The sequence below is a fragment of the Burkholderia sp. RF7-non_BP4 genome (assembly GCF_001521935.1).
GTDB classification, from domain to species: Bacteria; Pseudomonadota; Gammaproteobacteria; order Burkholderiales; family Burkholderiaceae; genus Burkholderia; species Burkholderia diffusa.
In genome coordinates this window covers 150,945-173,590 of the sequence record NZ_LOTA01000087.1, presented here as the reverse complement: position 1 = coordinate 173,590, position 22,646 = coordinate 150,945, and the positions used below count along the sequence as shown (strand labels likewise).

Annotated in this window: 21 protein-coding genes; 8 read left to right on the top strand and 13 right to left on the bottom strand. The window is 67.7% G+C overall.

Annotation, left to right across the window (positions count from 1 at the left end; genetic code table 11):
- Window positions 1-2: 2 nt before the first annotated feature.
- Both WS49_RS27100 and WS49_RS27095 read right to left on the bottom strand, forming a co-directional pair.
- Window positions 3-962 (bottom strand): complex I NDUFA9 subunit family protein, encoded by a 960-nt coding sequence (locus tag WS49_RS27100; RefSeq protein WP_059535067.1) that lies wholly within the window; start codon window positions 960-962, stop codon window positions 3-5.
- Between the two features lie 157 nt (window positions 963-1,119).
- Window positions 1,120-3,072 (bottom strand): lytic transglycosylase domain-containing protein, encoded by a 1,953-nt coding sequence (locus WS49_RS27095; protein ID WP_059535065.1) that lies wholly within the window; start codon window positions 3,070-3,072, stop codon window positions 1,120-1,122.
- 8 nt (window positions 3,073-3,080) lie between these two features.
- On the opposite strand from WS49_RS27095, the gene WS49_RS27090 reads away from it, so the two are divergent.
- Complete coding sequence (locus tag WS49_RS27090; protein ID WP_059535063.1) at window positions 3,081-3,689, top strand: 5-formyltetrahydrofolate cyclo-ligase; 609 nt, start codon at window positions 3,081-3,083, stop codon at window positions 3,687-3,689.
- 68 nt (window positions 3,690-3,757) lie between these two features.
- Here WS49_RS27090 and WS49_RS27085 read toward each other — a convergent pair whose 3' ends face one another.
- Entirely contained in the window at window positions 3,758-4,270 is a 513-nt protein-coding gene (locus tag WS49_RS27085; RefSeq protein ID WP_059535061.1) for a winged helix DNA-binding protein, read from the bottom strand.
- 148 nt (window positions 4,271-4,418) lie between these two features.
- On the opposite strand from WS49_RS27085, the gene pxpB reads away from it, so the two are divergent.
- Genes pxpB through pxpA form a run of 3 tightly spaced genes read left to right on the top strand, consistent with a single transcriptional unit; the run spans window position 4,419 to window position 6,959 of the window.
- On the top strand, window positions 4,419-5,075 hold the full coding sequence (gene pxpB / locus WS49_RS27080) for a 5-oxoprolinase subunit PxpB (RefSeq protein WP_059535059.1): 657 nt from the start codon (window positions 4,419-4,421) through the stop codon (window positions 5,073-5,075).
- The gene (locus tag WS49_RS27075; protein WP_059535057.1) at window positions 5,072-6,139 is read left to right on the top strand and encodes a biotin-dependent carboxyltransferase family protein; all 1,068 of its coding nucleotides are present in this window, start codon (window positions 5,072-5,074) and stop codon (window positions 6,137-6,139) included. Before pxpB ends, WS49_RS27075 begins: the two co-directional genes overlap by 4 nt.
- A 55-nt stretch (window positions 6,140-6,194) precedes the next feature.
- Window positions 6,195-6,959, top strand: coding sequence for a 5-oxoprolinase subunit PxpA (gene pxpA / locus WS49_RS27070; protein WP_059535055.1), 765 nt, complete (start codon window positions 6,195-6,197; stop codon window positions 6,957-6,959).
- 558 nt (window positions 6,960-7,517) lie between these two features.
- Here the strand turns inward: pxpA and WS49_RS27065 are convergent.
- The 10 genes from WS49_RS27065 to WS49_RS27020 all read right to left on the bottom strand — a co-directional run bounded on the left by WS49_RS27065 (window position 7,518) and on the right by WS49_RS27020 (window position 18,861).
- A complete protein-coding gene (locus WS49_RS27065; RefSeq protein WP_059535054.1) occupies window positions 7,518-8,663 on the bottom strand; it encodes a TraB/GumN family protein in 1,146 nt (381 codons plus the stop codon).
- Window positions 8,656-9,672: a peptide ABC transporter ATP-binding protein gene (locus WS49_RS27060; protein WP_059535052.1), complete on the bottom strand. Its 1,017-nt coding sequence runs from the start codon at window positions 9,670-9,672 to the stop codon at window positions 8,656-8,658. Before WS49_RS27060 ends, WS49_RS27065 begins: the two co-directional genes overlap by 8 nt.
- Window positions 9,669-10,667, bottom strand: coding sequence for an ABC transporter ATP-binding protein (locus WS49_RS27055; protein ID WP_059535050.1), 999 nt, complete (start codon window positions 10,665-10,667; stop codon window positions 9,669-9,671). Before WS49_RS27055 ends, WS49_RS27060 begins: the two co-directional genes overlap by 4 nt.
- Window position 10,668: 1 nt before the next feature.
- Window positions 10,669-11,586 carry an ABC transporter permease subunit gene (locus WS49_RS27050; RefSeq protein WP_059535048.1) on the bottom strand — a complete coding sequence of 306 codons (918 nt, stop codon included), beginning with the start codon at window positions 11,584-11,586 and terminating at the stop codon, window positions 10,669-10,671.
- 4 nt (window positions 11,587-11,590) lie between these two features.
- Window positions 11,591-12,601 (bottom strand): ABC transporter permease subunit, encoded by a 1,011-nt coding sequence (locus WS49_RS27045; RefSeq protein WP_059535046.1) that lies wholly within the window; start codon window positions 12,599-12,601, stop codon window positions 11,591-11,593.
- Window positions 12,602-12,719: 118 nt separating this feature from the next.
- A complete protein-coding gene (locus tag WS49_RS27040; RefSeq protein ID WP_059535044.1) occupies window positions 12,720-14,348 on the bottom strand; it encodes an ABC transporter substrate-binding protein in 1,629 nt (542 codons plus the stop codon).
- Window positions 14,349-14,660: 312 nt separating this feature from the next.
- Window positions 14,661-15,968, bottom strand: coding sequence for an MFS transporter (locus WS49_RS27035; protein WP_059535043.1), 1,308 nt, complete (start codon window positions 15,966-15,968; stop codon window positions 14,661-14,663).
- Between the two features lie 188 nt (window positions 15,969-16,156).
- On the bottom strand, window positions 16,157-16,468 hold the full coding sequence (locus tag WS49_RS27030; RefSeq protein ID WP_059535040.1) for a high-potential iron-sulfur protein: 312 nt from the start codon (window positions 16,466-16,468) through the stop codon (window positions 16,157-16,159).
- A gap of 149 nt (window positions 16,469-16,617) precedes the next feature.
- Window positions 16,618-17,727, bottom strand: coding sequence for an NAD(P)/FAD-dependent oxidoreductase (locus WS49_RS27025; RefSeq protein WP_059535038.1), 1,110 nt, complete (start codon window positions 17,725-17,727; stop codon window positions 16,618-16,620).
- A 153-nt stretch (window positions 17,728-17,880) separates the two neighbouring features.
- Window positions 17,881-18,861: an AAA family ATPase gene (locus WS49_RS27020; RefSeq protein WP_059535036.1), complete on the bottom strand. Its 981-nt coding sequence runs from the start codon at window positions 18,859-18,861 to the stop codon at window positions 17,881-17,883.
- Window positions 18,862-19,086: 225 nt separating this feature from the next.
- Here WS49_RS27020 and WS49_RS27015 point away from each other — a divergent pair, with 225 nt between their 5' ends.
- The 4 genes from WS49_RS27015 (at window position 19,087) to WS49_RS27000 (ending at window position 22,307) form a co-directional block, all read left to right on the top strand.
- Window positions 19,087-19,806 carry a nitroreductase gene (locus WS49_RS27015; RefSeq protein WP_059535034.1) on the top strand — a complete coding sequence of 240 codons (720 nt, stop codon included), beginning with the start codon at window positions 19,087-19,089 and terminating at the stop codon, window positions 19,804-19,806.
- Between the two features lie 146 nt (window positions 19,807-19,952).
- Complete coding sequence (locus WS49_RS27010; protein ID WP_059535032.1) at window positions 19,953-20,441, top strand: hypothetical protein; 489 nt, start codon at window positions 19,953-19,955, stop codon at window positions 20,439-20,441.
- A 5-nt stretch (window positions 20,442-20,446) separates the two neighbouring features.
- The gene (locus WS49_RS27005) at window positions 20,447-21,262 is read left to right on the top strand and encodes an endonuclease/exonuclease/phosphatase family protein (RefSeq protein ID WP_059448471.1); all 816 of its coding nucleotides are present in this window, start codon (window positions 20,447-20,449) and stop codon (window positions 21,260-21,262) included.
- 274 nt (window positions 21,263-21,536) lie between these two features.
- Window positions 21,537-22,307 carry a ferredoxin--NADP reductase gene (locus WS49_RS27000; protein ID WP_059535031.1) on the top strand — a complete coding sequence of 257 codons (771 nt, stop codon included), beginning with the start codon at window positions 21,537-21,539 and terminating at the stop codon, window positions 22,305-22,307.
- The last annotated feature ends 339 nt before the right edge of the window (window positions 22,308-22,646 follow it).

Genomic DNA, 22,646 nt, shown 5'->3' with positions numbered 1-22,646 from the left:
GCCTAGCGGCGCGAGCGGAACCAGTCGAAGCGGGAGCGCCGCGCGGCATGGCCGAGATACGCGGGCGCGATGCTCTCGAGACTCGCGGGCGAGATCCCGAGTTCGGGCGCGAGCGGCCCGGACAGCACGTTCGGCACCGACATCGACGCGAGATTGTCGCGCGTGATCACCGGCTCGCCGGGCAGGCATTCGAACACGCTCGCCTGCAGCCGCGCGAGCGCGTCGGGCAGGCGCACGATGCGTGCCTGCCGGCCGACCAGCGTGCCGCAATAACGCACCAACTGCTCGAGCGTGTAGACGGTGGGACCGCCGAGTTCGTAAGTCTTGCCGTGCGCGGCCGCGAGATCGAGCGTGTTGACGAACGCGCGCACGACGTCGCCGACGAACACCGGCTGGAAGCGCGCATCGGGCATCGCGAGCGGCAGCACCGGCAGCGTGCGCTGCAGGTTCGCGAACGTGTTCAGGAACGCGTCGCCGGGGCCGAACACGACCGACGGGCGGAAGATCGTCAGCGCGAGCGAGTCGGTCGCCGCGACCGCATGCAGCGCGGCCTCGCCGTCGCCCTTCGAGCGCTGGTACATGCTCGGGCCGTGCGAATCGGCGCCGAGCGCGCTCATGTGCAGCACGCGCCGCACGCCGACTTCGACGCACGCGGCGGCCAGCGCGGCCGGCAGCGCGACGTGCGCGCGCTCGAACCCGGGCCCGTACGGCGTGCCGCGGCCGCCGTGCAGCACGCCGACGAGGTTGACGGCCGCATGCGCGCCGGCGACGAACCGCGCCAGCGTGCGCGGATCGAACGCGTCGAGCTCGACGATCTCGACCGGCAGCATCTGCAGGTGGCGTGCATGCTCGCGCCGCCGCGTGGCGATCCGCACCTGCTTGCCGGCGTCGATCAGCGCATTGACGAGCCGGCTGCCGATGAAGCCGGTGCCGCCCAACAGCGCGACGGTCTGGCGATCCATGTTCGAGACCTCCAAGGAGCTGTTCACGCCAATAACGGGCTTGCGCTGGCGGCCAGCCCCACAAATGACTTTTCCAGTCAGGGGAACAAGCCCGGTATCAGCGTGAACAGCCCCTTGCACACTGCCGCGTCTCGCGCGGCAGTATGAAGATTGCGGATCAGGGCGAGATCATGCCCAGGCGTTTCTTCAACGACTGCGGTTTGCCCTCGAAGAGCGCCGCGTAGTAGACGGTATTCGACAGCACGTTCTTCACGTAGTCGCGCGTCTCGTTGAACGGAATCGTCTCCGCGAAGATCGCGCCTTCGACCGGCTGCGTCAACACCTGGCGCCACTGGCGCGGCCGGCCCGGGCCCGCGTTGTAGCCGGCCGTCGCCAGCACCGGCGAGCTGTCGAAGTTGTTGTAGATGTCCGACAGGTACCAGGTGCCGAGCTGGATGTTCGTATTGATGTCGTGCATCTGCGCACGCGTGATCGTGCCCATCCCGAGCTTCTTCGCGACGAGCTGCGCGGTGGCCGGCATCAGCTGCATCAGCCCGCCCGCGCCGACCGACGAACGCGCGTTCGTGATGAAGCGCGATTCCTGGCGGATCAGCCCGTACGCCCATTCGATGTCGAGGCCGGTCGACTGCGCGTAGCGCTCGACGATGTCGCGATACGGCGACGGGTAGCGCAGCGTGAAGTCGTGCTCGGCCTTCGTGCGGTCGGCCGTGTTGACCGTGCGGTCGAGCAGGTCGATGCGCTTGCCGTATTCGGCGGCCGCGAGCAGTTGGCGATCGGTCATCCCGCGCAGCGGCCAGTTCCATTCGCGGTTGCCTTCGAGGCGCAGGTTCAGCCCATAGAAGCGTTGCGCGAGCGCGAATCCGGGGATCTTGCTCATCGCGTCGACGTCGGCGTCGCTCACCTTCGTGCGCGGCGGGACCGACGTGCGCTGGCCGAGCTCCTCGCCGGCGAGCTGCCCGTAGAAGTTGAACTGGCCCGCGACCTGCTCGAATTCCTGGTTCGCCTGCAGCGTGTCGCCGCTCTGCTTGAGCGCGCGTGCATGCCAGTAGATCCACGCCGGATCGCTGCGCAGCGACGGCGGCATCTGTTCGATCGACCAGCGCACCATCGGCCAGTTGCCGACGAGCAACGCGGCGCGCGTGCGCCATTCGTAACCCGGGTTCGACAGCGGCGCGTTCGCGGATTTCGCATACCAGACCGATGCGAGCGCCGAGCGCTTGATCGCCCCCTGGTAGCCGATCGCGCCCCATGCGATCGCCTGCTCCTGCTTCGTCAGCGAGCCGGCGATGGACGTCAGCATTCCCGCCGCGGCGTCCGGGTCGTTGCGCGCCATGCGGCCGAGCGCGATCAGCGCGAGCTGGTGCGATGCCGCGTCGGGGCCGACGCCGCGCGCGAGATACAGCGGCGGCGCGCTGGTCGCCTGATCGAAGCCGACCGGCCGCGCGCCGAGCGCGTCGACGATCTTCCCGCCGAGCGTCGTGTAGTTCTGCTCGTAAGCGAGGCGTGCCTGCTGCCACACGTCGTCGCTCGTGAACTGCTGGTTGACGGTGAGCGCCGTAATCAGGTCGACACAGGCGTCGCCGTAGTATTTCGGCTCGACGAGCAGCGCGCGCGCCGCCTCGGCGACGTTCTCGCCGCGCGCCGCGCGCGATTCGAGCGCGTAGCACTTGACCTGCGTGTCGTCGTCGAGCACGAAGCGCTTGTACTGCTCGTCGAAGCTGCGCCAGTCGTGGCGCGCGCCGAGCACGAGCAGGTAGTCGTTGCGCAGGCGGTCGGCGATCGCCTGACCGTCGTAGCGCTGCAGGAACGACTGCACGGGGGCGTCGGGTGCGTCGACACGTGCGCGGCCCGTCGAATCGAACAGTTGCGGCTTGATCTGGAAATACTCGACGTAGGACGGGACCGGATAGTTCGGGATCATCGCCGCGAGCTGCGCGGCCTTCGCGGCGTCGTTGCGGCGCGCGGCTTCGCGCAGCTGCACGAAGATCTGGTCGTCCCCGGCGAGCGTGTCGTCGTTCGGTGCGGCGCACGCGGCCGTGCCCGCGACGAGCGCGGCGGCAGAAAGCGCGAGCGCGACCGCGCGATATACTCGGAAAAGGCTGTTCGACATCGTTTTGAATGGAGCACGAAGTGAGCGAAAGCATAGCATGCAACCCTGTGCCGAACCCGAAGGTTGCACTGCGCAAAACGCTGTCCGGCGCGCGTCGCGACGCCGCGTCGCAGCCCGCCGCGAACGCCGCGCTCGACGCGCGGCTGCGCCTGTTGCTCGAGCGGCTCGCGCCGCGCACGGTCGGCTTCTACTGGCCGCTGCCGGGCGAATTCGACGCACGCGACGCGGTGCTCGCGTGGTCCGCGGCAGGCCCGGGTCGCCGCGCCGCGCTGCCGGTGATCGGCGAGAAGCACACGCCGCTCGCGTTCCATGCGTGGGATGCGCACACGCCGATGCGCGAAGGGCATCACCGGATTCCGGAGCCGGCGTCGGGGGCCGTCGTCGTGCCCGATCTGTTGCTGATTCCGTGTGTGGGATTCGATCTGCAGCGCTACCGGCTCGGCTATGGCGGCGGCTATTACGACCGCACGCTCGCGGTGTGGCCGGGCGACACGCTGCCGGTGACGGTCGGCATCGCGTATGAAGCGTGCCGCGTGGACGCGCTGCCGGCCGAAGCGCACGATCTCGCGATGCGCTGGATCGTGACCGACGGCGCGCTTTACCCGGCCGCCGGATGACGGGGCGCGCGACGCGAAGTCTGCGGCATGCCGCGCGTCACCGCGTCGACCGTCCCGTCCGCAATCGTTTACAGCGACGCCGCCGCGCGCGCGGCCGTGTCGTAGAGGCCCGATGCGTGGCGCAGCAGCTGCGCCGCGTCGCCGATCTGCTCGTTGGTGAGGCCGCTGTCCTTCAGCGTCTCGATCAGGCAATGCTCGCGCACCTCCCGATACTTCATGCACAGCTCGCGGCCCGCGTCGGTCGCGAAGAAGAACACTTCCTTGCCGCTCTTCTCGCTCTTCACATAGCCGCGCGCGATCAGTTTTTTCAGCGCATAGGTCGCGACGTGCGTATCCTCGATATTGAGCACGAAGCAGATGTCGGCGAGCTTCTTCTTGCGTTCGCGATGGCTGACGTGATGCAGCAGCGACACCTCGACCGCCGTCATGTCCTTCGCGCCCGCGGCCGACATGCAGCGCACCATCCAGCGATTGAACGCATTGCCGGCCATGATGAGCCCGTATTCGAGTTCCGACAGCTCCGCGCTCGAATCGGAAACGAGGTGTTCGGATGACACGATCTTGGTCGCAGGACGCTTCATGGAAAGGCGGCGCAAGCCGGATGACAGGGTGTGCCGAGTGTACGCCAGAAGCCCGGACATACGGGCTAGGCGAAAACGCTTATTGGGAAGTTGTCGATATTTTATTGACAATGTGCGCTAACATTGCCGTCCAAACCGTGCCAGTCCGATGACGCAACCCCGCATTTATCCGCTCGGCGACGCCGCCCTCGTCTGCGAGGTGCCGCCGCCCGCCACGCTCGATTGCCAGCGCCGCGTCTGGGCCGTCGCCGAGGTCGCGCGCGCGTGGCCCGACGTGATCGACGTCGTGCCGGGCATGAACAACCTGACGATCGTGTTCGACGCGCTCGCCGCGACGGCCGAGTCGCTCACGCCCGCGCTGCGCGACGCGTGGGAAACCGCCGACGTCGAGCATGCGGACGGCCGCGAGATCGACATCCCCGTCGAATACGGCGGTGCGGCCGGCCCCGACCTGGCGGCCGTCGCCGCGCACACCGGGCTGCCGGCCGACGAAGTCGTCGCGCGTCATGCGGCCGGCGAATACGTCGTGTTCTTCGTCGGCTTCCAGCCGGGCTTCGCCTATCTCGGCGGCCTCGATGCGTCGCTGCACACGCCGCGCCGCGCGGCGCCGCGCCTGGAAGTGCCGGCCGGCTCGGTCGGCATCGGCGGGGCGCAGACGGGCATCTACCCGGCCACGTCGCCCGGCGGCTGGCAGCTGATCGGCCGCACGTCGCACGTGCTGTTCGACCCGGCGCGGCCGCAGCCGGCGCTGCTGCTGCCCGGCGACCGCGTGCGCTTCACCATTGCCGGAGTCGACGCGACATGACCCAGAACACCGCACCGGGCACGATCGAGGTGGTCCGCGCCGGCCCGTTGTCGACCGTGCAGGATCTCGGCCGCCGCGGCATGCGCCATCTCGGCGTCGCGCAGGGCGGCGCGCTCGACGGCCTCGCGCTCGAAGTCGGCAACCGGCTGGTCGGCAATCGCCCCGACGCGGCGGCCGTCGAAATCACGATCGGCCCGGCCGCGTTCCGCTTCACGCGCGCGACGCGCATCGCGATCACCGGCACCGAATTCGGCGCGACGCTCGACGGCAAGCCCGTGTATTCCTGGTGGAGCCTGCCGGTCGAGGCCGGGCAAACGCTCGTGCTGCCGGCCGCGAAACGCGGGATGCGCGGCTATCTGTGCATCGCCGGCGGCATCGACGTGCTGCCGATGCTCGGCTCGCGCAGCACCGATCTCGCATCGCGCTTCGGCGGCCTCGGCGGCCGCGCGCTGCGCGACGGCGATCGGCTTCCGGTCGGTGTGCCGCCGGCCGGCGCCGGCTGCCTCGCGGCCAATGCGCCCGAATTCGGCGTGAAGGCGCCCGCGTGGTGCGCGTTCGTGCGCGTCGACGAACCGCCGCGCCGCCACCGGCCCGCGCATGCGCCGTGGGCGATGCCCGTGCGCGTGCTGCCGGGCCCCGACTACGCGTCGTTCGCGGCCGATTCACAGCAGGCGTTCTGGGACGAGGAATGGCTCGTCACCGCGAACAGCAACCGGATGGGCTATCGCCTCGCCGGCGCCGAGCTGGTGCGCGAGCGGCCGGTCGAGCTGCTGTCGCACGCGGTGCTGCCCGGCACGATCCAGGTGCCGCCGAACGGCCAGCCGATCGTGCTGATGCACGACGCGCAGACCACCGGCGGCTATCCGAAGATCGGCACGGTGATCCGCGCGGATCTCTGGAAACTCGCACAGGCGCGGCTCAACCTGCCGATCCGCTTCGTGCGCACGACACCCGACGCCGCGCGCGCCGCCCTGACCGCAGAACGTGCCTATCTGCGTCAGATCGACGTCGCGATCGAGATGCGCGAGGAGACCCGCCGCCGCGCGCAATCGCGCGCGGCGTGACAATGGCGGAAGCAGGACGAAGGACGCGCCACGCCATCAGTGGACGAGGAACATCATGGAAATCGATCTGAATGCCGATCTCGGCGAAGGATGCGGATCGGACGAGGCGCTGCTCGACCTCGTCACGTCGGCGAACATCGCGTGCGGCTGGCATGCAGGCGGCGCCAATGCGATGCGCGACTGCGTGCGCTGGGCCGTGCAGAAAGGCGTGTCGATCGGCGCGCACCCGAGCTTTCACGACCCGGAGAATTTCGGCCGCAAGGAAATGCAGCTGCCGGCCGGCGACATCTATGCCGGCGTGCTGTACCAGCTCGGCGCGCTATCGGCGATCGCGCAGGCCGAGGGCGGCCGCATCGCGCACGTGAAGCCGCACGGCGCGCTGTACAACCAGGCCGCGCGCGACCCGATGATCGCCGACGCGGTGGTGTCCGCGATCCACGACTTCGATCCGTCGCTTGCCGTTTTCGGGCTCGCGAACAGCGTGTTCGTCGCGGCCGCGCGCCACGCGGGGCTCGCCGCGGTGGAGGAAGTGTTCGCCGATCGCGGCTACCGCGCGGACGGCTCGCTCGTGCCGCGCAGCCAGCCCGGCGCGCTGATCGATGACGAGGACGCGGTGCTCGCCCGCACGCTCGACATGGTGCGCGATCGGCGGGTGCAGTCGGTGAGCGGCGAGTGGGTGCCGCTCAATGCGCAGACGGTCTGTCTGCACGGCGACGGCCCGCATGCGCTCGCGTTCGCGAAGCGGATCCGCGCGGCGCTCGAAGCGGCCGGCATCGACGTCGTCGCCCCGGGCGCGCTGGAAGCCGACGAAGGCGCCTGACCGGCGCGCAAGCCGCGCCGCCGCCCGACGAAAACCGCCGCACCAAAGAAAAAAAGCGCCCTCGTGGCGCTTTTCTGTTGGCGCAATCGCCGCGGACTTCGCCGTCTGTCGATTCGCCCCCCGAAACCGTCTGTCGACGGTGACCGGAATAATGCTCCGGATTAAAAAACGTCCGCCGCCGCCCGATTGCTGCTTCCCCCGGTCGGACGACGGAACGTCGCTTATCCGCAAGTCTGTCGCATGCATTTGTTGTCCCGACGATGTTGGCCCCGCCGTGCATGCAGACACTCCGCGGCCGGCACGATCATCACGTGCCGGCTACGCTAACCCCGCGCTTTGTTTTCTGCTACCCCGTAGAACTTTTTCTATTCTTTTCAATTTTTCAACTTGTGGGATGAAGAATAGAGATCGGCAGAACCGGATGTCAATCGTTTTAAACGCTATTTCCTGAGGATTCAAGGGTTTTCCTTATCGAATCGCGCGGCCGCACAGGCGCCTCGCAGCGCGTGCGTATCGTCGATCAAACAGGGGAGGATCGGTGCGCGGCGCCCGGCGCGATCAGTTCGCGTCGACCTGATACCCTTGCTGGCGCAACAATTCGAGCACGCCGCGCGGGCCGCCCAGATGCAGCGCGCCGATGGCGACGAATACCGGCCGGTTCGGCGCGGCGATTGCCGTCATCCGTGCAACGAAGCGCCGGTTGCGTTCGTACAGGATCTTGTTGTCGATCGACGCCGACAGCGCCTTCGAACGGGCCAGCCGCTCGCTCTTCGCGACCGCCCACGCCGAGATCGCATCGGCGTCGCCAATTTGCCACAACCGGTGCAGCGCCTTGATGTCGTCGGCGTTCTGCGCCGGCGTCTGCACCATGTCCTGCGCGAGCATCTCGCGCTGCTCGGCGAGCGTCAGCCCGGTGAACGCGCGCATCTGCTCGGCGAGCGTCTCGAGCCCGATCACGCGGCCGCCCTTCTTCTTCAGGAATACGTTCTGAAGTTGCGCCTCGGTGCCGTATTCCGTCTGCAGGCCGGCCGCCAGCGAGTCGTAGGTTTCGACGACCAGCGCCGCGAGCCACGGCCGCATCCGGCGAATCTCCGCGAGCGCGGCCGGATTGCCGCGCAGGCGCCCCGCGAGGCGCTGCCACAGCGGCTCGGGCAACAGGCGCTGCAGGCACGGGTAGCGGCACACGCCGTACTTCGACACGTCGTCCTGCGATTCGAGCAGATCGTCCGGCGACAGCTCGAGCGCGAGCGTCGGCGACGCCGCGAGCGCCCCGAGGATGCGCGGCCGGAACGGCTGAGCGGGCGGATAGTCGGACGGGTCGCCCGTGTGCAGCGTGCCGAGCACGTACAGCGTGAGCTTGCCCCGGGTGGCGACATAGAACGGCATGCGCGCGGGCTGCACGCGCACCGTGCCGCGCGCGACCGTGCCGTTCGACACGGACGGCGCGTGGAAGCCCGGCAGGCTCATGCCGGGCGGCGGAACCTGCGACGGACGGATCGGCGAACTCGCCGGCGCGCGCCCTTCGGCGCGCGCCGACTCGACGGAAACGACGAGGCCGGCCGCCACGCACGCGCCGGCCAGCGCCGCGCCCGTGACCGTGCGCACGCTCCAGCGCCGTGCGTTGCGGCACGCGCGCATCACGCGCGCGCTGCCGGCCCCCGAACGGCGCACGCCGGACGCGCGCGCCGCCAAACCATCAGGCATTCGCCTCCCCCACCTCCTCGGCGCGATGGCAGGCCACGCGGCGTCCGTCGACGTCGCGCAGCTGCGGTTCCTCGACACGGCAACGCTCGACCGCGTACGGGCAGCGCTGGTGAAACGCGCAGCCCGACGGCGGATTGAGCGGCGACGGCAGCTCGCCCTGCAGCTTGATCTGCACGCGGCGGTCTTCCTCGAAGATCGCCGGCGTCGCCGACATCAGCGCGCGCGTGTACGGATGGCGCGGCCGCGCGTAGATCGTCGCCTTGTCGCCGAGCTCGGCGACGCTGCCGAAGTACATCACCATCACGTCGTCGGCGACGTGCTCGACCACCGACAGGTTGTGCGAGATGAAGACGTAGCTCGTCTTGAACTGCTCCTGCAGATCCATGAACAGGTTCAGGATCTGCGCCTGGATCGACACGTCGAGCGCGGACACCGGCTCGTCGGCGACGACGATCCGCGGATCGAGGATCATCGCGCGCGCGATCGCGACCCGCTGGCGCTGGCCGCCCGAGAACATGTGCGGATAGCGCTTCGCGTGCTCGGGCCGCAGGCCGACCGTGCGCATGATCTGCGCGATGCGCGCCGCGCGCTCGGCGGCCGTCAGGTTCGCATTGATCTCGAGCGGTTCGGAGAGCGTCTGCTCGACCGTCTTGCGCGGGTTCAGCGACGCGAACGGATTCTGGAACACCATCTGCACGCGGCGGCGCAGGTCGGCGACCGTCTCGCGGCTCGCGCCGGCCACGTCCTTGCCGTCGATCGTCAGGTGGCCCGAGGTGGGCGTCTCGATCATCGTGAGCTGGCGCGCGAGCGTCGATTTCCCGCAGCCCGATTCGCCGACGACCGCGAGCGTCTTGCCGCGCTTCAGCGAGAACGACACGCCGTTCAGCGCCTTCACCGTGCCTTGCCCGAACATCCCGCGCTTGACCGTGTAGTGCTTCGCGAGCTGGTCGGCGACCAGCACCGCTTCCTCGTCGTGCGGCACGCGAGGCGTTTCGTGGACTGCATTCATCGTGCGCCTCCCGTGAGGTCGAGGTTGGAAACATTGAGCGGCTTGATGCAGCGCGCACGCATCGCATCGTTGGCCGGCACCAGCGTATCGAGCGCCGGACGCGCCTTGCGGCAATCGTCGACGACGTACTTGCAGCGCGGCGCGAACAGGCACCCGGACGGGCGATCATCGCGGCCGGGCACCATGCCCGGCAATGCGGCAAGGCGACGCGCCCCCTGATTGTGCTCGGGAATCGCCGCGAGCAGCGCTTCGGTGTACGGATGATGCGGCGCACGGAAGATGTCCGGCACGCGATTGGTCTCGATGACCTCGCCCGCATACATCACCGCGACACGCTGCGCGACCTCCGACACCACGGCCAGGTCGTGCGAGATCAGCACGAGCGCCATCCCGCGCTCCTTCTGCAGCTTCACGAGCAGATCCATGATCTGCGCCTGGATCGTCACGTCGAGCGCGGTGGTCGGCTCGTCGGCGATCAGCAGCTTCGGGTTGCACGCGACCGCCATCGCGATCATCACGCGCTGATTCATGCCGCCCGACATCTGGTGCGGGAACGCCGTGATGCGGTTCTTCGCGTCGGGAATGCCGACCTGGTCGAGCAGTTCGAGCGCGCGCCGGTGCAGCGCGTCGCCGCGCAGGCCTTCGTGCAGCTTCAGCACCTCCTTGATCTGGTAGCCGACCGTGTAGCTCGGATTCAGGCTCGTCAGCGCGTCCTGGAACACCATCGCGATGTCCTTGCCGACGATCTTGCGGCGCGCCTTCGGCGACGCCTTCAGCAGGTCCACGCCGTTGAACGTGACCTCGTCGGCCGTCACCTTGCCCGGCGCGTCGATCAGGCCCATCAGCGCCATCATCGTCACGCTCTTGCCCGAGCCCGATTCGCCGACGACGCCCACCACCTCGCCCGGCGCGATCGACAGGTTGATCCGGTCGACAGCGGGCAGGCCGTTGAAGTTCACCGCGAGATTGCGGATGGTCAGAAGATTCTGGGTCATGTCAGGCCATCCGCTTCAGTTTGGGATCGAGCGCGTCGCGCAGCCCGTCGCCGAGCAGGTTGATCGCGAGCACCGAAATCAGGATCGACAGGCCGGGCATCGTCACGATCCACCATGCGTTGTCGATGTAGTCGCGCGCGGACGCGAGCATCGCGCCCCATTCCGCGGTCGGCGGCTGCACGCCGAGGCCGAGGAAGCCGAGCGCGGCCGCGTCGAGAATGGCCGACGAGAAGCCGAGCGTCGCCTGCACGATCAGCGGCGCCGTGCAGTTCGGCAGCACCTGCGAGAACATCAGGCGCAGCGTGCCGGCACCGGCCACGCGCGACGCCGTCACGTACTCCTTCTGCAGTTCGCCGAGCGCCGACGCACGCGTGAGACGCACGTAGGCCGGCAACGCGACGATCGCGATCGCGAACATCGTGTTGGTGAGGCCCGGGCCGATGATCGCGACGACCGCGACCGCGAGCAGCAGCGACGGCAGCGCGAGCAGCACGTCCATGATGCGCATCACCGGCGTGTCGGCCCATTTCTGGAAGAACGCGGCGACCAGCCCGAGCACGATGCCCGGGATCAGCGCGAGCACGACCGACACGAAGCCGATCCAGAACGACATGCGCGCGCCGAACATCAGGCGCGAAAGGATGTCGCGGCCCGCTTCGTCGGTGCCGAGGATGAACTGCCAGTTGCCGCCGGCGAGCCATGCGGGCGGGATCTTCACGTAGTCGCGGTATTGCTCGACCGGGCTGTGCGGCGCGATCAGCGGCGCGAGGAGCGCGACCAGGATCAGCATCAGCACGACGATGCCGGCGCCGACGGCGCCGCGGTTGCGCGAGAAGTTGGCCCAGAACTCGCGCAGCGCGAGCGCACGGCCGCCGGCCGGCGCGGATTCGCTCGGCAGGGTGTTTTGCAGATTGCTCATGGAATTACCTCGTGTGGCGGATGCGCGGATTCAGCACGCCGTACAGCAGGTCGACGACCAGGTTCACGACGATCACGAGCGTCGCGATCAGCAGGATGCCGCCCTGGACGACCGGATAGTCGCGGCGGCCGATCGCATCGATCAGCCACTTGCCGACACCGGGCCACGAAAAGAGCGTCTCGGTCAGCACGGCGCCGGCCAGCAGCGTGCCGATCTGCAGGCCGATCACCGTGACGACGGGGATCAGCGCATTGCGCAGCGCATGCACGACGACCACGCGCGCGGGCGACAGCCCCTTCGCACGGGCGGTGCGGATGTAGTCCTCGCGCAGCACTTCGAGCATCGACGAGCGCGTCATCCGCGCGATCACCGCGAGCGGGATCGTGCCGAGCACGACCGCGGGCAGGATCAGGTGGCTGACCGCCGACTTGAACGAGCCTTCGTCCGGCGCGAGCAGCGCGTCGATCAGCATGAAGCCGGTCGGATGCGGGAAGTCGTATTCGACCGCGATGCGCCCGGACACGGGCGTCCAGCCGAGGTACGACGAAAACACCATGATGAGGATCAGCCCCCACCAGAAGATCGGCATCGAATAGCCGGTGAGCGCGGTGCCCATCACGCCGTGATCGACGACCGAGCCGCGCCGCAGCGCGGCGATCACGCCGGCCGGCAGCCCGACGGCGAGCGCGAACACGAGCGCGCACAGCGACAGCTCGACGGTCGCCGGGAAGCGCGCGAAGAATTCGCCCGCGACGCTGGTGTTGGTGATGATCGACGTGCCGAGGTCGCCATGCAGCGCCCGGCCGATGTAGTGGACGTACTGCAGGGGCAGCGGCTGGTCGAGCCCGAGGCGTTTCATTGCCTCCGCATGCATCGCGGGATCGACGCCGCGCTCGCCCATCATCACTTCGATGGGGTCGCCCGGTATCAGGTGAATCAGCGCAAACGCCAGGATGGTGATGCCGATGAAGGTCGGGATCACCATCCCCACGCGGCGCAACACGAATGTGAACATGATGCGTCTCGTATTTTCTTGTGGGAAATGTGCGACCGGCGACGAGGGGCTTTTGGCCCCTCGCCGCCGGATGATTTCAAGCCGGTCTTCTCAATGACGACAGCTTAGGCCAGGTCGGTTACTTCACGCTGACACCGTCGAAACGCGCATAGCCGAGCGGCTCGATGCGCATGTCGACCACGTTCTTGCGCACCGGCTGGTAGACCGTCGAGTTCGCGATCGGCGAGAACGGCAGCTGCTGCGCGAAGATCTGCTGGGCCTGCATGTAGATCTTCGTGCGCGCGTCCTGGCCGGTCGTCGTGCGCCCCTTCTGGATCAGCTCGTCGAACGGCTTGTAGCACCAGTGCGAGAAGTTGTTGCCCTTGATCGCCTCGCAGCCGAGCAGCGTGCCGAGCCAGTTGTCGGGGTCGCCGTTGTCGCCCGTCCAGCCGATCAGCATCGTGTCCTGCTCGCCCGTGTGCGCGCGCTTGATGTACTCGCCCCACTCGTACGTGACGATCTTCGCCTTCACGCCGATCTTCGCCCAGTCGGCCTGGATCATCTCGGCCATCAGGCGGGCGTTCGGGTTGTACGCGCGCTGCACCGGCATCGCCCACAGCGTGATGTCGAAACCGTTCGGATAGCCGGCCTTCGCGAGCAGCGCCTTCGCCTTCGCGGTGTCGTTCGGCGCCATCTTCAGGTTCTTGTCGTACGACCATTGGGTCGGCGGCATCGGTGCGCTGGCGGCCTGGCCCGCGCCCTGATAGACGGATTCGAGGATCGCCTTCTTGTTGATCGCCATGTCGAGCGCCTGACGCACTTCGAGCTTGTCGACCGGCTTGTGCTCGACGTTGTACGCGAGGTAGCCGAGGTTGAAGCCCGGCTGCGACGGCATGTCGATGCCCGAGTCGGCCTTCAGCGTCGCGATGTCGGCCGGACGCGGATAGCTCATCACCTGGCACTCGTTGCGCTTGATCTTCTGCACGCGCACGCCCGGGTCGGGCGTGATCGAGAAGATCAGCTTCGACAGCTTCACGGCGCCCTTCTTCCAGTAATCAGGATTCCCGTCGAAACGGATCGTCGCGTCCTTCGTGTAGCTGCGGAAGATGAACGGGCCCGTGCCGACCGGCTTCTGGTTGATGTCGGCGGCCTTGCCTGCCTTCATCAGCTGATCGCCGTATTCCGCCGACAGGATCGACGCGAACTCCATCGCCATGTTCTGGATGAACGGCGCGTTCGGCTCGGCCAACGTGAACTTTACGGTGTACGGATCGACCTTCTCGACCTTCGTGATCAGCTTGTCGAGGCCCATGTCGGTGAAGTACGGGAACGACACCGGGTAGGCCTTGCGGAACGCCTGGTTCGGATCGAGCATGCGCTCGAACGAGAACACGACGTCGTCCGCGTTGAATTCACGCGTCGGCTTGAAGAAGTCGGTCGTGTGGAACTTCACGCCATGGCGCAGGTGGAACGTGTACACCTTGCCGTCGGACGAGACGTCCCACTTCTCGGCGAGGCCCGGCTCGACCTTGGTGCCGCCGCGCTCGAATTCGACGAGGCGGTTGTAGACGGTGAACGTGGCGGCGGTGAAATCGACGCCGGTCGTGAATTGCGCGGAATCGAAACCCGCCGGGCTGCCTTCTGAGCAGTAGACGAGCGTTTTGTTCGGGATCTGTGCGAATGCAGAACCCGCGACGCCGAGCGATGCCGCTGCCACGCCTGCAATGGCGGTAACACGCAGGGTGTGCAACAGACGGTTGTATTCCATGTTTCCTCCAGGTCTCCAGATCGGAACCGGTCCCCCCTGGGGCCGGGTACGCGGATATTACTTGAGCTAGCGATTTTGCAACAAGCTGGAGAAAAAACTCTTCTAGACGCATTTGCGCGGGTTTTTGCGGATGTCTCGCGCACGCAAAAAGTGCGTCTGCGCGCGCGGGCGGCGAATTCGTTCATCCCGCGCGTGTTTCCTTCGACAACTAAACAATTCGTACGCGGGCGCGAACGATCGCCGCGCCGATTTCGGGGCCAAAGCCCGCATCGTTGCGGATTTCGAAATGATGGTCGCGCTGCAATGCGGCCGTCAGGCCGGCGCGTCGAGATCCGCGCTGCGCGCGGGCACGAACGCGACCGCGACGATCGACAGCGCGAGCCCCGCCATCACGTAATAGGTCGGCGCGAGCGGCGTGCCCGTCACCTTGATCAGCCACGTGACGATGAACTGCCCGAAACCGCCGAACAGCATCACCGCGACGTTGTACGCGATCGACAGCCCCGTCGAGCGCACGTTGGCCGGGAACAGCTCGGCGATCATCGCGCCGAACGGCCCGTAGTAGCCGGCGAGCGTCACCGACAGCACGGCCTGCACCGCGATCAGCCGCCCGATGCTCGGCGCCGCGTCGAGCCACGCGAACAACGGATACATCAACGCGAGCGTCAGCACGAGCGACCACAGCGACAGCCCCTTGCGGCCGATGCGGTCCGACCACGCGCCCGCGACCGGCGACAGCACCATCAACAGCAGGTTGCCGACGATCACCGCATAGAACGATTCCGCATACGGCAGCTTCAGCTGCTTCACCGCGAAGGTCGGCAGATAGCTGATCAGCACGTAGATCGTCACCGTCAGCGCGATCACCGAGCCGAGCCCGCACAGCACCTCGCGCGGATGGCGCGTGAACACTTCGCCGAGCGTCGCGCGGCGGGCGCTTTGCTGCGCGTGCAGGAATGCTTCGGAATCCGCGAGATGACGGCGGATGTAGAAGCCGATCGGGCCGATCATGAGCCCGAGGATGAACGGCACGCGCCAGCCCCAGCTGCGCAGCGCGTCGTGCGACAGCCCGCGCGTGACGGCCGCGCCGACGAGCGCGCCGATCAGCAGCGCGGCCGCCTGGCTCGCCATCTGCCAGCTGCCGTAGAAACCGCGTTTCGAGAACGGCGCGGCTTCGATCAGGAGCGCGGTCGCGCTGCCGAATTCGCCGCCCGCCGAGAAACCCTGCAGCAGGCGGCCGAGCACGATCAGGATCGGGCCGCCGATGCCGATCGCCGCATAGGGCGGTGCGATCGCGAGCAGGAAGATGCCGGCCGTCATCAGCAGGATCACCAGCGACAACGCGGCCTTGCGGCCCGCGCGGTCGGCGTACAGGCCGAACACGATGCCGCCGATCGGGCGCATGAAGAACGCGACGCCGAACGTCGCGGTGGTCAGCAGCAGCGACGAGTATTCGCTGGTCGTCGGAAAGAACAGTTCGGCGATCACGACGGTCATGAAGCCGAACACCGTGAAGTCGTACCACTCGAGCGCATTGCCGATCACGGCCGCCGCGACGGCCCGCCGGTTCAGCGCACGCTCGGGCCGGATCGTTTTCGTTGAATTCGCAATCGTCGCCATGCGTGCCTCGTCCTCGTGAATTCGCCATCGGGTGGCGCGGCGCACGGGGGGCCGCGGCGCGCTGGTTTGCAGCGAGTGTAGAAAGCGACGGAACCGTTTTCAAGCATAAAAAACGCCCGCCATCGTCCGATGGCGGGCGTTTTGCGGTTTTCGCCACATTGCGGCATCGCACGATGCCGCCGCGGACGTCAGCCCATCTTCGTGAATGCGCTGCACCAGCCCTTCGCCGATACCTGCTTGCCGGGGAATGCGCCGCACGGGCCCGAGGCCGAGCCCTTCTTGCCCTGATACAGCATGCAGGCCGCGCAATCCTGGCCTGCTGCGTATTTCGGATACTTCGTCTTGTCGACCTTCGTGGCATCGGCCTTGTAGCCGAGCGCCACCGCGGCCGGATCCGTTTCCGACAGCATCGGCGCGTCGGCCAGCGCTTCGCGCGACAGCGCCAGCGCGGACACGGCACCAATGCTCGTAATCAGGAAACTCCGACGGGATGTTTTCATGGGGGACTCGCTCCAACGTTATCGGTTTGAAAGCCGTTCTGGCGACGGCCGTTCGACAGAATAACGCTCAAGCGAATGAATGTGCGCGCCGAAATGCCGGAAATAAGGGATTTCACACGGCCGGCCCGCACGAATGCGGGCCGCGTGCGTTACGCATGTGACGTCATGTCGCCGACGCGCTGCGCGAGCGCGAGCGACGCGGTCAGCCCCGGCGACTCGATGCCGAACAGGTTCACGAGCCCGCGCACGCCGTGCTGCGCCGCACCCTGCACGATGAAGTCGGCCGGCGGCTCGCCGGGCCCCGCGAGCTTTGGCCGGATTCCCGCGTAGGCCGGCTGCAGCGCGTCGTCGGGTAGCCCCGGCCAGTATGTGCGGATCGACGCGTAGAACGCCGGTGCGCGCGCGGGATCGACTTCGTAGCGCAATGCATCGACCCACTCGACGTCCGGGCCGAAACGCGCCTGTCCGGCCAGGTCGAGCGTCAGGTGCACGCCGAGCCCCGCGCGGTCGGGCATCGGATAGACGAGGTGCGAGAACGGCGCGCGCCCGGACAGGCTGAAGTAGTTGCCGCGCGCGAGATAGAGCGGCGGCACCCAGCGCGGATCGAGCCCGCGCGTGCGGCGCGCGAGCGCCTGCGCGCCGAGGCCCGCGCTGTTGATCACGCACGCGGCCTCGATTTCGGTCGGCGCGTCGCCGCCGGTACGCACCACGAAGCGGCCGCCGCGCAGCACGTCGATCGACTCTACCGGGGATTTCAGCGCGCACATCGCGCCGTCGCGCTCGGCGTCGCCGAGCAGCGCGAGCATCAGCTGGTGACTGTCGACGATACCGGTGCTCGGCGAGAACAGCGCCTCCGCGCATTCGAGCGCGGGCTCGAGCGTCTGCGCCTCGGCACGCGTGAGCGGCATCAGGTCGAGCACACCGTTTTCCGCCGCGCGCGCGGCGATCGCCTTCAACTGCTTCACCTGCGCGGCGCTCGTCGCGACGAGCAGCTTGCCCACGCGCCGGTGCGGCACGTGGCGGGTCTCGCAGAACTCGTACAACAGGTCGCGTCCGTGCACGCACGACATCGCCTTGAGCGAACCGCGTGGGTAGTAAAGCCCCGCGTGAATCACCTCGCTGTTGCGCGAGCTCGTGCCCGTGCCGATCGCGTCGGCCGCCTCGAGCACGACGGTTTCGCGCCCGCGCGCGGCCAGTTCCCGCGCAATCGCAAGACCGACGACACCCGCGCCGACCACCACACAATCCATCTGCTCCATGACGTTTCGCGTCGCTTGCGCATCAAGGGGAGAGAAGAGAATTGTACGTCCCGGTTCGCACGCTTGCCGGACGCGTCCGTATCGGCCTGTACGCGTCGCGCGGCGCGGCTCGGCGCGCCGCGTGCAGGTCGCGGCGCAGCGCGCGCCGCCGGCTCAGAATCCGATCGGCCGGCGCTTCGCCGCGCCCTCGTCGGCGCGGATGTCGGACGGTGCGATCACGTCGCGGCCGTCGAGCCGCGCGGCGCCGAACGCATGCAGCAGCGCACGGCGCATCGTGCGCGGCGGCGTCGCGGCCAGCACGTCGAGCGCGTCGTCGTCGAGCGTGTCGGGGAAGCGCCGCCCCCACGCGTGCGACGTGCGGATCTCGTCGTAGATCGTCTGCGCGATCCGGCGCGCGCCGGCCGCGTCCGGCGGCGCGATCTCGTACACGTTCATCCGGTTCAGCAGCGGCTCCGGAATCGCCTGCGCATCGTTCGCGGTCGCGACCCAGATCACGTTGCCCGCATCGATCGGCACTTCGGCGAATTCGTCGACGAACGCGCGCGCGGTATCGTGTTCGAGCAACGCGTACAGCGCGCCGAGCGGATCGTATTGCGCGTCGCTGCCGGCCTTGTCGATCTCGTCGACCGCGATCACCGGGTTCGCATAGCTGCCGTTGACGAGCGCATCGAACACCTTGCCGGGCTTCGCGTTCTTCCATTGCGACGACGCGCCCGACAGGATCCAGCCGGCCGTCAGCGAACTCATCGGCACGTAGTGATACGCGGTGCCGAGCAGGTGCGCGAGCGCCTTCGCGAAATGCGTCTTGCCGATGCCGGGCGGCCCGAGCAGCAGAATTGGCATCAATTCGAGCCGGTCGTCCGTCTCGAGGCACAGCGCGACCTGCTTGCGCACGTCGTCGAGCGGCTCGGTGAAATTGGGCAGCGCGTCGCCGAGTTCGTCGAACGACGGCATCCGGTTCGGCTTCACGCAAAAGCGCAGATTGCCGGTCTTGAGCATGCGCTCGTAGGTGGCGCGCAGTGCGTCGCTCGCGCTCTCGTTCAGGTCGTTCAACGCGGTCTCGACCTGCTCGAGGTCGTACACCGTGCTGAAGGACGCCACCGCCAGTTCCTGTTTCACCATCGCCGTCGTCATACCAACCTCGCTACCGCTACCGTCACACGACCATCAGACCCTTACGATTTCAGTGTAGCGATCCCGCATCGGCGTGCAAGCAAGCAGCCGCCCCGGTCTGCTGCTAACACCGCGCGCGCTGCAGCGCAGCGCCGCGCGGCGTATGATCGAACGTTCACCGGCCGCCGCGCCGGCCTCGCCACGGCGCCCGCGCGGCGCCGTGCGCTTCGTCTCGAAGGGTTGCCGATGTCCATCCCCGCTGCCGTCCCGCGCATCGACGCCGATGCGATCCGCGCCGTCGACGCCGCGCTCAAGTCGCGCCGCGCGATTCGCGCGTTCCTGCCGACGCCCGTGCCGCGCGACACGCTCGAGGCGATCCTCGAAGCCGCGAGCCGCGCGCCGTCGGGCACCAACATCCAGCCTTGGCGCGTGTATGTCGCGACCGGCGCGACCCGCGACGCACTCGCCGCGGCCCTCACCGCCGCGTACGACGATCCGGCGCGCGACGAGAAATACGTCGCCGAATACGACTACTATCCGCGCGAATGGGTGTCGCCGTATATCGACCGGCGCCGCAAGGTCGGCTGGGACCTGTATGGTCTGTTGAACATCGGCCGCGACGAAAAGGCCCGCATGCACGCGCAGCACGCGCGCAACTTCCGCTTCTTCGATGCGCCGGTCGCGCTGTTCTTCACGCTCGACCGCGTGATGACGCACGGTGCATGGCTCGACTGCGGCATGTTCCTGCAGGGCGTGATGACGGCCGCGCGCGCACGCGGCCTCGACACCTGCCCGCAGGCCGCGTTCGTGCCGTTCCACCGGATCGTCGCCGAGCACCTCGGCGTGCCGGCCAACGAGCAGCTCGTCTGCGGGATGTCGCTCGGCCATGCCGACCCGGACGCGATCGAGAACCGCCTCGTCACCGAGCGCGCGAGCGTCGCCGAATTCGCGCGCTTTTTCGCTTGAAAACGCGTGACGCGTACCTACCTTTTGATCAGGACCGGATCGTGCTGCGAACCTGCGGCGATGCGTCCTGTCACACCACCGTCCAAATCGATCGGGCGTAAGATGTGCGTCCGTTCCCCGCTACCCCGCGTTTCCGGAGAAGTTTCATGCTGAAACACGGCCTGGCCGTCCTGCTCGCGAGCGCCGCGCTCGCGGCCCATGCGCAGAGCCCCGCACCAGCCGTCGTCGCGTGGGAGATCCAGGTGGTGCGCGACGGTCAGACGATCGACACGTTCCAGCAGCGCACCACCGTGGGTCAATCCCGTACCGACACCCATCGCTATCCGTCCGCCGTGCCCGTCGGCTGCGGCAATGCCGCGCGCGTCGTGCCGACCGAGCGCTCGCGCTCGGTGACGGTCGCGCCGCTCGCCGTCGACGACGCCGCGCACACGGTATCGCTCGCGCTCGACGTGCAGGAAACCCTCGACGACGAAAACGCGACGCGCAGCGATCCGTGCCTGCCCGCGTCGCCGCGGCAGATCGTCGCGAGCCATCCGGGGCTGACGGTCGGCGGCGATGCATGGACCGACTGGACGCTCGTCGAGCAGCGCCCGCATCTCGTCTACCGCGTGCGCGCGCACGTCGCGAAGGACTGAGCGCCATGTCCGCCGACGCCCTGTCCTTGCCGTTCGCCGAACCGCACGCCGCGCCCGACGAAATCACCGCGGTCAGCTGGAACCTGCACAAGGGCCGCTCGCCGCTCGGCTTCACCGCATGGAACGCGATGCGCAACTGGATGCAGTCGACGCACGCCGACGTGTATTTCCTGCAGGAGGCGATGGCGCGCCGCATGCCGCGCCCGATGCTCGCCCCCGGCTTCGGCGCGCCGATGGACGACGCGGTCGACGACGTGTGGCATTGCCAGGCCACCGAGATCGCGCAGGCGCTCGACTGGCAGATCGCGCTCGGACCGAACGTGTTCAAGCCGTCGTGGCGGCACGGCAACGCGATCCTGTCGCCGCATCCGCTCGACCTCGGCGGCCGCTGGGACATCTCCGCGCACCGCTTCGAGCGGCGCGGGCTGCTGGTCGCGCGCGCGACGCTCGCGGGCGCACGGCCCGTCACGCTGCTGTGCGCGCACCTCGCGCTCACGCGCGCGGCGCGGCTGCGCCAGATGCACTGGATCGCGCACTGGATCGTGCGCAACGCGGGCGACGACCCGCTCGTGCTCGCCGGCGACTTCAACGACTGGCGCAACGATTCGGTCGCGCTGTTCGGCGAGATCGGGCTGTCCGAGGTCGCGACGCTGCTCGGCCAGTCGGGCCGCACGTTCCCCGCGTTCTCCCCGGCGCTCGCGCTCGACAAGATGTTCGTGCGCGGGCTGACGCCGCTCGAATGGCAGGCGCCGTCCGGCGAAACCGCGTGGCTGTCGGATCACCTGCCGTATATCGCGCGGCTGCGCCTCGATCCGCAGTGACGCGGTAGCGCGGCGCGCCATGCGCGAAGCTCGCGGCCGGTCGCTGAAAGCCGGTTGCAAGATTTCGTTGCGCCAAATCCGCGCGGCCGCGCGGGTCAAGCCCGCATCTGCCCCAAGCAGGGTAAAATAACGAGTTCCTCAATCGTCTGTCATCGAGAAGGCGCGTGTCCGACGCGCCGGCCGGCCGATCCGCGATCGGGCCGACGCACTCGGTTTTTTTGCCCGTTTTTGGGCCCGTTACACGCGTCCGCTACGCGCGTCCGTTTTCAAAGCCATGAGCAAATACGACACCGCCACCGTCCAATCCGTCCATCACTGGACCGACACGCTTTTCAGCTTCACCTGCACCCGTGAGCCGAGCCTGCGCTTCAACAACGGCGAATTCACGATGGTCGGCCTCGAGGTCGACGGCAAGCCGCTCGCGCGCGCCTACTCGATCGTCAGCCCGAACTACGAAGAGCACCTCGAATTCTTCAGCATCAAGGTCCAGAACGGCCCGCTGACGTCGCGCCTGCAGCACCTGAAGGTGGGCGACTCGGTGCTGATCGGCAAGAAGCCGACCGGCACGCTCGTCGCCGACAACCTGCTGCCCGGCAAGACGCTGTGGATGCTGTCGACCGGCACGGGCCTCGCACCGTTCATGTCGATCATCCGCGACCCGGACATCTACGAACGCTTCGACAAGGTCATCCTGACGCACACCTGCCGCCTGAAGGGCGAGCTGGCGTACATGGACTACATCAAGCACGACCTGCCGGGCCACGAGTACCTCGGCGACATCATCAAGGAAAAGCTCGTCTACTACCCGACGGTCACGCGCGAGGCGTTCGACAACGAGGGCCGGATCACCGACCTGATCGCGACGGGCAAGCTGTTCACGGACCTCGGCGTGCCGGCGTTCTCGCCGGAAAACGACCGCGTGATGCTGTGCGGCAGCACCGCGATGCTGAAGGACACGACGGACCTGCTGAAGCAGGCCGGCCTGGTCGAAGGCAAGAACAGCGCGCCGGGTCACTACGTGATCGAGCGCGCATTCGTGGACTGATCGAACCCCGAATTTGTGCCACATCAAGAACCGGAGCAAAAGCTCCGGTTTTTTTTCGTCCCCACTTGGCGAATTCGTAACAAGCCACGATCATTTCATGTCAAATCGTTACATTTGGATACGGGCGATCCGTGTGCTTTCGCGTCAGTGTTTTTCCTACAACAGCTTCACTCGGATTATTCACATTTACCCTTAAATGTCCGCCCAGCATGACGTTTTCCAAATTTTTGAGATATTATTCGCCCCGCGTGGTCGCCGATCGGGCGACCATTGGAGGGTCGGACTCAAACGTTACAAGATGTAACTTTTGTTACCTCGGCACGGGGCGATTCTCTGGCG

Excerpts from the sequence above, each read along its gene's own strand:
- WS49_RS27100 (WP_059535067.1), bottom strand. The coding sequence starts at position 962 with ATGGATCGCCAGACCGTCGCGCTGTTGGGCGGCACCGGCTTCATCGGC.
- WS49_RS27095 (WP_059535065.1), bottom strand. The coding sequence starts at position 3,072 with ATGTCGAACAGCCTTTTCCGAGTATATCGCGCGGTCGCGCTCGCGCTT.
- WS49_RS27090 (WP_059535063.1), top strand. The coding sequence starts at position 3,081 with ATGGAGCACGAAGTGAGCGAAAGCATAGCATGCAACCCTGTGCCGAAC.
- WS49_RS27085 (WP_059535061.1), bottom strand. The coding sequence starts at position 4,270 with ATGAAGCGTCCTGCGACCAAGATCGTGTCATCCGAACACCTCGTTTCC.
- pxpB (WP_059535059.1), top strand. The coding sequence starts at position 4,419 with ATGACGCAACCCCGCATTTATCCGCTCGGCGACGCCGCCCTCGTCTGC.
- WS49_RS27075 (WP_059535057.1), top strand. The coding sequence starts at position 5,072 with ATGACCCAGAACACCGCACCGGGCACGATCGAGGTGGTCCGCGCCGGC.
- pxpA (WP_059535055.1), top strand. The coding sequence starts at position 6,195 with ATGGAAATCGATCTGAATGCCGATCTCGGCGAAGGATGCGGATCGGAC.
- WS49_RS27065 (WP_059535054.1), bottom strand. The coding sequence starts at position 8,663 with ATGCCTGATGGTTTGGCGGCGCGCGCGTCCGGCGTGCGCCGTTCGGGG.
- WS49_RS27060 (WP_059535052.1), bottom strand. The coding sequence starts at position 9,672 with ATGAATGCAGTCCACGAAACGCCTCGCGTGCCGCACGACGAGGAAGCG.
- WS49_RS27055 (WP_059535050.1), bottom strand. The coding sequence starts at position 10,667 with ATGACCCAGAATCTTCTGACCATCCGCAATCTCGCGGTGAACTTCAAC.
- WS49_RS27050 (WP_059535048.1), bottom strand. The coding sequence starts at position 11,586 with ATGAGCAATCTGCAAAACACCCTGCCGAGCGAATCCGCGCCGGCCGGC.
- WS49_RS27045 (WP_059535046.1), bottom strand. The coding sequence starts at position 12,601 with ATGTTCACATTCGTGTTGCGCCGCGTGGGGATGGTGATCCCGACCTTC.
- WS49_RS27040 (WP_059535044.1), bottom strand. The coding sequence starts at position 14,348 with ATGGAATACAACCGTCTGTTGCACACCCTGCGTGTTACCGCCATTGCA.
- WS49_RS27035 (WP_059535043.1), bottom strand. The coding sequence starts at position 15,968 with ATGGCGACGATTGCGAATTCAACGAAAACGATCCGGCCCGAGCGTGCG.
- WS49_RS27030 (WP_059535040.1), bottom strand. The coding sequence starts at position 16,468 with ATGAAAACATCCCGTCGGAGTTTCCTGATTACGAGCATTGGTGCCGTG.
- WS49_RS27025 (WP_059535038.1), bottom strand. The coding sequence starts at position 17,727 with ATGGAGCAGATGGATTGTGTGGTGGTCGGCGCGGGTGTCGTCGGTCTT.
- WS49_RS27020 (WP_059535036.1), bottom strand. The coding sequence starts at position 18,861 with ATGACGACGGCGATGGTGAAACAGGAACTGGCGGTGGCGTCCTTCAGC.
- WS49_RS27015 (WP_059535034.1), top strand. The coding sequence starts at position 19,087 with ATGTCCATCCCCGCTGCCGTCCCGCGCATCGACGCCGATGCGATCCGC.
- WS49_RS27010 (WP_059535032.1), top strand. The coding sequence starts at position 19,953 with ATGCTGAAACACGGCCTGGCCGTCCTGCTCGCGAGCGCCGCGCTCGCG.
- WS49_RS27005 (WP_059448471.1), top strand. The coding sequence starts at position 20,447 with ATGTCCGCCGACGCCCTGTCCTTGCCGTTCGCCGAACCGCACGCCGCG.
- WS49_RS27000 (WP_059535031.1), top strand. The coding sequence starts at position 21,537 with ATGAGCAAATACGACACCGCCACCGTCCAATCCGTCCATCACTGGACC.